This window comes from Mesorhizobium sp. M7A.F.Ca.CA.002.05.1.1, from assembly GCF_003998335.1.
In the GTDB taxonomy this organism is placed as follows: Bacteria; Pseudomonadota; Alphaproteobacteria; order Rhizobiales; family Rhizobiaceae; genus Mesorhizobium.
The window spans coordinates 1-6,299 of record NZ_RZQI01000306.1 but is presented as its reverse complement, the minus strand read 5'-3'; the positions used below and the strand labels follow the sequence as shown (position 1 = coordinate 6,299).

Annotated in this window: 5 protein-coding genes and 1 pseudogene; 2 read left to right on the top strand and 4 right to left on the bottom strand. The window is 55.9% G+C overall.

The window, feature by feature from the left end:
• The 4 genes from EN939_RS16915 to EN939_RS16900 all read right to left on the bottom strand — a co-directional run.
• The coding region (locus tag EN939_RS16915) for an NAD-dependent epimerase/dehydratase family protein (protein ID WP_127268930.1) at positions 1–287 on the bottom strand (287 nt) is incomplete at its 3' end.
• A gap of 11 nt (positions 288–298) precedes the next feature.
• Positions 299–1,594 (bottom strand): glycosyltransferase family 4 protein, encoded by a 1,296-nt coding sequence (locus tag EN939_RS16910; RefSeq protein WP_127268928.1) that lies wholly within the window; start codon positions 1,592–1,594, stop codon positions 299–301.
• Positions 1,591–3,474 carry a nucleoside-diphosphate sugar epimerase/dehydratase gene (locus EN939_RS16905; RefSeq protein ID WP_164748680.1) on the bottom strand — a complete coding sequence of 628 codons (1,884 nt, stop codon included), beginning with the start codon at positions 3,472–3,474 and terminating at the stop codon, positions 1,591–1,593. The genes EN939_RS16910 and EN939_RS16905 overlap by 4 nt, the downstream gene beginning before the upstream one ends.
• Positions 3,475–4,498: 1,024 nt before the next feature.
• Positions 4,499–5,020, bottom strand: coding sequence for a helix-turn-helix domain-containing protein (locus EN939_RS16900; RefSeq protein WP_127268924.1), 522 nt, complete (start codon positions 5,018–5,020; stop codon positions 4,499–4,501).
• Positions 5,021–5,432: 412 nt separating this feature from the next.
• Between EN939_RS16900 and EN939_RS16895 the strand changes: the two genes are divergently transcribed.
• Complete coding sequence (locus tag EN939_RS16895; protein WP_127268922.1) at positions 5,433–5,681, top strand: helix-turn-helix domain-containing protein; 249 nt, start codon at positions 5,433–5,435, stop codon at positions 5,679–5,681.
• A gap of 83 nt (positions 5,682–5,764) precedes the next feature.
• Positions 5,765–5,864: pseudogene (locus EN939_RS40060) on the top strand (transcriptional regulator); the annotation flags it as partial.
• Positions 5,865–6,299: the final 435 nt, after the last annotated feature.

Genomic DNA, 6,299 nt, shown 5'->3' with positions numbered 1-6,299 from the left:
GCGAGAGGGTCATTCACAGATGACATCTGCTTGACAAGCCCAATGCAATTTATGACCACATCCGGGTTTGCCACCGCGAAAATCTTGCTTAGTCCATCAAAATTCTCGACGTCGCCTGCGTCGATCAGCGTCGCCCGACTTTCTGGAAAAACAGGATGCAGATTATTTGAACGGGTGGAGCCAAAAACTACGTAGCCTTCGCTGTTCGCAAAGAATCTGAAAACTGCATTGCCCAGCATGCCCGAGGCACCGAGGACAAGGATTCTGGGGTGCGTCGATTGAGCCATGGTATCTCTCGCTATCTCCGTGATGCTCGTCGCTCCCTTAAAGCCCGACGGAAATGTTCGACTAAATCAAGAGCGAGTGGACCAGGTGCGAAATGCTGATTGAAATATTCACGCCCCGCAGTACCCATCGCCTCCCGCGTTTCTCTTGGGAGGCCCTTCAATCGTATGATTGTCTCTGCCAGGGCTATGCTGTCTTCGGCTGGCACAACTAGGCCCGCCTTGGCCTCGCTTACGATATCGGCCGCCTCGCCATCAAGGCACGCCAAGATGGGGCGCCCAGCTGCTAAGTATGTCGGGATTTTGCTCGGCACCGTCAAACCTAAACCCTTTGCCCGGTTAAGTGTGACTAGGAGAGCAGAGGCCTGTGCAAATACCGCCGGCATTGCCTCTGGCGGAAATCGTCCTACTAGCATGACATTGGTGAGATGAAGTCGCTCAATTTCGGTCCTGAGCCACTCAGACCGGCTTCCACTTCCAACAAGCACGATGTTGATCTCGGGATCTGATATTCGGCCTGCCGCGTCTAAAACTGTCTCCAGCGCCTGAGCTGACCCGAGATTACCCGCAAACACGACATTGAACCCGCGCGTAAGATCCAGAGGCGAACCCGTGAATTTGCTATCCACCGCCAGATTCAAATCGCCAGGATTGGGGTGGTATGCGATTGGCACCGCATCGCCGGCAACGGCGCGTATCTTTGCGATGAAACCGCGTGACTGGGCTAGAAGAAGGTCGGAACGTTGGTAAATGAAACGAGTGAGGGCCTCCACAGCGCTCAGCACTCGCTGGTTGCGAACAAACCCTGTTTCTTCCAAATTGTCCGGCCACAGATCCTGGACCCAAATCACATGAGCGGCAGATTTGAACTGTCTGAAAACGGCCCCTACCAATCCTTGCAGAATCGGGGAGTTCGCATACACGAAGACAATATCGTATCGCTTGGATCGCGTTAAAAATAGCCCGATGATGCTCCCCGACACGACGAATGAGAGGTAATTCCACACTCTCCGTAGCCCCCCGCCTTTGCCTCGCGGTACAACAGGCACCCGGTGTATCAGGTACCCGGACGGATGAATTTGAGTCCCTGAGCTAAGCGCTCGGTAGCCTTCAAATATTTGGCCATGCGGATAGTTCGGCTGACCGGACAAAACCTCAACGTCGCACCCACACGAGCGAAGCGACTCGACAACCTCGTTGATTCTGAACGTTTCGGGCCAAAAATGCTGACTGACGACCAGCACCCGCAACTTCTCGTTAATTCGGTCTGGTGACGGGCTGCCGCACAAAGCCGCGGTCGCGAGGTTCATGACTCAGCCGAACGCTTGATGCTCATCAGCAGGTGATCTTCGATGCCGGGAGTGAACTCCGGCACAGTCGATTTGAGGAGCTTCACGGCGCCTTGCAGATCCCGGGCGCTGACCACGCATTGCATTTCATCAAAAATGCGCACAATGACAGCACGTTTGATCGACCGCGACGATGCGGCCAAGATGCCTGGGGCTCCTGTCTCACTCAAGGTCTCTTTGCTGTCGAACAGCTCCTCGTAGAGCTTCTCTCCTGGCCGCAGCCCCGTGTAGATAATCTGAATATCCTTGCCCGGTCGCCGTCCCGAGAGCCGAATAAGATTTCGTGCCAAATCGACGATTTTCACCGGAGACCCCATATCGAGCACGAAAATCCGGCCTCGCTCATGCTGTGGCGCGGGGGTGTATGCCGCCGCCTGTAGAACGAGGAGACAGGCCTCAGGGATCGTCATGAAAAAGCGTTCCATATCGGCATGAGTGACGGTCACAGGACCACCCGCCTTGATCTGCTGTTCGAAAAGAGGGACGACCGAGCCAGCCGACCCCAAGACATTGCCGAACCGAACTGTGATGAACCGCGTGCCGATGACCTCCGGGTCGAGGTCCAACGCCTGGCAATACATCTCCGCCATTCGCTTGGTTGCCCCCATAACATTGGCGGGATTTACCGCCTTGTCGGTCGACACCATGATCATCCTGGATACATTTGCACTGAGCGCCGCATCGGCGACATTTCGTGTTCCGATTGCATTGGTGAAAATGCCTTCGAGCGGCTGAGCCTCAACCATCGGCACATGCTTCAGTGCCGCAGCATGGAACAGCACATCAGGTTTGAAGCGTTCAACGATCGTGCGCACCGCCTCTTTTTCCCGCACGTTGCAAAGAGCGGCTTGGATATCGATATTTTGCCATCTCTGAGACAGCTCGGACTTGATTGTGTAGAGCGCGAATTCGCTGGCATCGAGAAGAATTAGGCTTCCGGGCTTCAGGTCAGCAATCTGTCGTGCCAACTCAGATCCAATGGAGCCACCGGCCCCTGTAATCATGATGGTCTTACCCTGAATCATCGACTGGATCTTGGGCACGTCCAGTCGAACGGGGTCTCGTTGCAGAAGGTCCTCCAGCTTGATTGGCCGCAGTTCGATCTCCGCATCGATGCTTTGCATATCGAGCAAATTTGGCAGCCGAAGGATTTCTAGCTTCTGAGTTGCGGCAATTTCGACCAGCGCTTCAATGCTGGCATGACGTTCATAATCATCACGTGATCGCGTGAGGATTATCGCCTCTGGGCGGCGCCCCCGAGCCTCAAATCGGGAGAGAATCTGGGGTAGCCGTTCCAAAGGCCCCATAACTGGAACTCCGCGGATAGATCGGCCTGTTCTTCGTCCTCTCTCGTCAATGATTGCCAGCACCTCAAATGAGGCACGATCCCTTTCCTTTATAGCCCTCAGGAAAGCTTCCGCATTGTCGGTAGCTCCGATCAAGAGCACGTTTCTTCCCCCGGCGGGTTCGGCCTTTCTTCTTCGTTTGCTGTCATGGTGATTGCGGTAAACTCGATACGCAGCGCGAGGTCCGGCCAACAGCACGACGGTGAACGCCCAGGCTATGACAACAGAAGAGCGTGGGATCGCATTCAGCCGAATCAGAAGGAACTCAGCGACAATAAAGAGCGCGATGGCCACGCTAGTCGCGCCAGCGATTGCTACCAAATCAGGAAGCGACGCATAGCGCCATATTCCGCGGTTTAGTCCCAGCAAGAAACCTGCCGTACTGACCATGACCCCGAAGAGGGTAGCTGCTCCAAGCAATACCGGCCAATTTAGCAGGAAGCCATCAAAATCCAGTCGCAACACAAATGCTAGTAGCATCGCGACAGCACCCATTATGCCATCGTGCGCTAGGGCCATTCCTCGCAGCGTAATTGGCCTAGGGATAGTTAGACCCCTTCTAAACTTTATCCTGACATCAGAGCTGCCTGGAAGGCCGCATCTGGCTTCCGGCACCTGCTTAAGGCTTTCGTTCAACACGGATGGTCACGTTGATCAGGCGGTTCACGGATGTCTCAACCCCAAGTCAAGCTGTCTCCTCGAAGCTCGGTCAAGGATCGGGTCCAATTTGAGCCAATTTGTCCAACTGTATAGACCAGCGAAGACGCTTCGAGCACGGATAATAATCTCCCCAGCCGGAAGCCGCGGTCCAATGATAGCTTTCGTTGACGAAGCACGATCACGTAGCGAGCCGTGATCCGACCGGTGATTCTATTTGCATGATGTATTCAGTCCTCCACTACGCAACAACTACTTGGTGGCTTCCATAAGGGCAACGATAATGATCCAGTCGCCCCCACTTTTTGAACTTGGGCTTGATTCAGGCGGCGCCATCTCTGCGGAAGAGCTGGCGATCGCCGCCGAGATGCCATGCTCCGATCGGGCTGCTGACTTCGGATTTTGCCAGGACGGACCTTAGTCTATTTGGCGATTGGACAAGTCTTCGTTGCACAGCCAGGCCAGAGTGATGACGTCCTAGGCCTTATCGACTGAGTTTCTTGTGGGCAGAGCCCGCCGCGGCGCTTTTCCTGACGCACGCACAGGGGGCGATCCTTACGCGTCGAAGGCCTGTAAACGACCCTCCACTTTCAGGGACCGTAGCTTGTTGATGCGGTGCCATGCTGTGCAGTCTTTCAGGAGAAGAAGTCTCTGAGCCGCTCCCTTGACGTCACCAGGGCCCAACTTTCCGACATGCTGCCTCGCTTCGAGGCGAAACGATTCAGGGATTTTCACTTCGAGGTAGAGGAAAAGGAGGCACACGGCAGATGGCCGGTGCGAAGCTGCGGCATGGGAACCGCCCGGCTTTGATTTACCTGCTGGCGATACTCCCAGGTTGCTACGAAACCGCCGCAACCACCTTTCAAATGGACTTGCGGTTGGCAGGCATGGGTTCGGTCGCCTTGGTGTCCCTATAGGAATCGGGTTCCGCTAATTCCTCGCCCAATGCGGCGATTACAGCTGCCATGCGACCACGCACTCGTGAAGGAAGATGCATCAGCCCCTCGATCAGGCGCCGGCCTTCCGCGCTTGCAATGAAGTCGATGCGCTCGTCGACAGGCAGGGGCGAAGCTTCACGGCTGGTCTCATTCCCAGGCAGGCCTTCGAAGAAGCGACGGACGGGGACGTCCAGGGACCTGCCGATCTCGTAGAGCATGGAAGCACTCACGCGATTCCTCGCGTTCTCATATTTCTGAAGCTGCTGGAAGCTGACACCTATGGATCGGGCAAGCTGTGCCTGCGAGACGTCTGACTGGACGCGAATGATCGCGATCTGCCTGCCAACATGCTGATCGGTGGGATGAGGCGCGGTCTCCGCTCCAGCCCTTGTCAACACCTCAAATCTGGTGCGCTTCGATTCCGGAAAAGCCTTCTGATGCTGCATATATCACTCCAGACTGGAGAGTTCGTCGCGGTATGCTCCGGCCAAACTCACCAAACCTCCAATGAACAGGGAGTGCGAAACCTTCCTGGTCCGCTTTCTGGCCTTTGGTGGATTACGCGAATGGTCAGAGAGTTTGATGCCGGATTTGCGGCACCAATCGCCAGTAGGGTCTTGCGGCCCGGGGATACTCGTCTCAGCCGCAGAAAAAATACCTTAAGGGCGGCATTGAAGATCCGGTTCACCAGCCTTTCCAACCCCATCTTGCGGCGGCTGCACGCCGACCGCGAAGAGAAGCATGAACTCGAGCGGAAGCTCTCCCGTCCCAAACCAATCACGGATCCCGAATCTCCGAACGTCGATTGTCGAGAATACTCCGTGGTGAAATACTCTTCAAGGCACTGCTCTCGTATCTATGGAAATCCGAGAGGTGTTCGCGCGCAACCTGAGAACTTTGCGGCAGACCAAAGGCCTGTCACAGGAGGAGCTTGCGCATCAGGCAGGGATCGATCGCACCTACATTAGTGCGTTGGAACGCAACGTGTATAACGCCAGCATCGACGTCGTTGATAGGCTGGCCGAAGTGCTGGGCGTGGACGCCGCGGAATTGCTGAAGCGCCCCTCAGCTGATCTGCAGGGAACGAAGTCGGAGCTTGACGAATAAAGAAGTTGATAAACTCAACGTGTGTAAGCTGCCAAGTCTACGCACATGGAAATGCTCGAACTCGCGGCCGAAATTTCGGTCGCTTGCGTCGGGAGAAGGCAAGGTGGAAGCGCGCTCAGGTTCAGCCAGCAATATCTAAGCGGCCTGGAACGTGGTCGTCGCAATCCGACGGTCATCACGCTGCAGTAGCAAACCGATGCGCCTCTTGTGAGACGCGTTACGGGCACACAAACTAACCTTCTGCGTCCAATATGAGGCGCATACCCAAAAGTTCATTACCCGACCGTGCGTGCGCCGGTCGCATCATACCTCCCAAATCGTCGATTGAAGGACTGCCTGCTATGCGAGGTCGAGTTCGCCGCGCGACTCCATCTCTAAAAGATATCGGGCCTTGGCTAGGCGATCCCCTCCCCCGACGGCAGGATAGCCGCAGATGGCGAGAGCGCCCTCTGCTCTTGCCGGCTGGCTCTGGCGGGGTCGCCGCTGCCACCGCCTAACTCGTATAGGGCTTTGCCGAACTCAGCATAAGCTATCTTGTGCGCGTCAAGCAGCGCTCGAAGACTCATGGACAGTTCTTGGTCTCGGCTCGGCGGCTCTGCACCAAGCGCCGCCGTAACC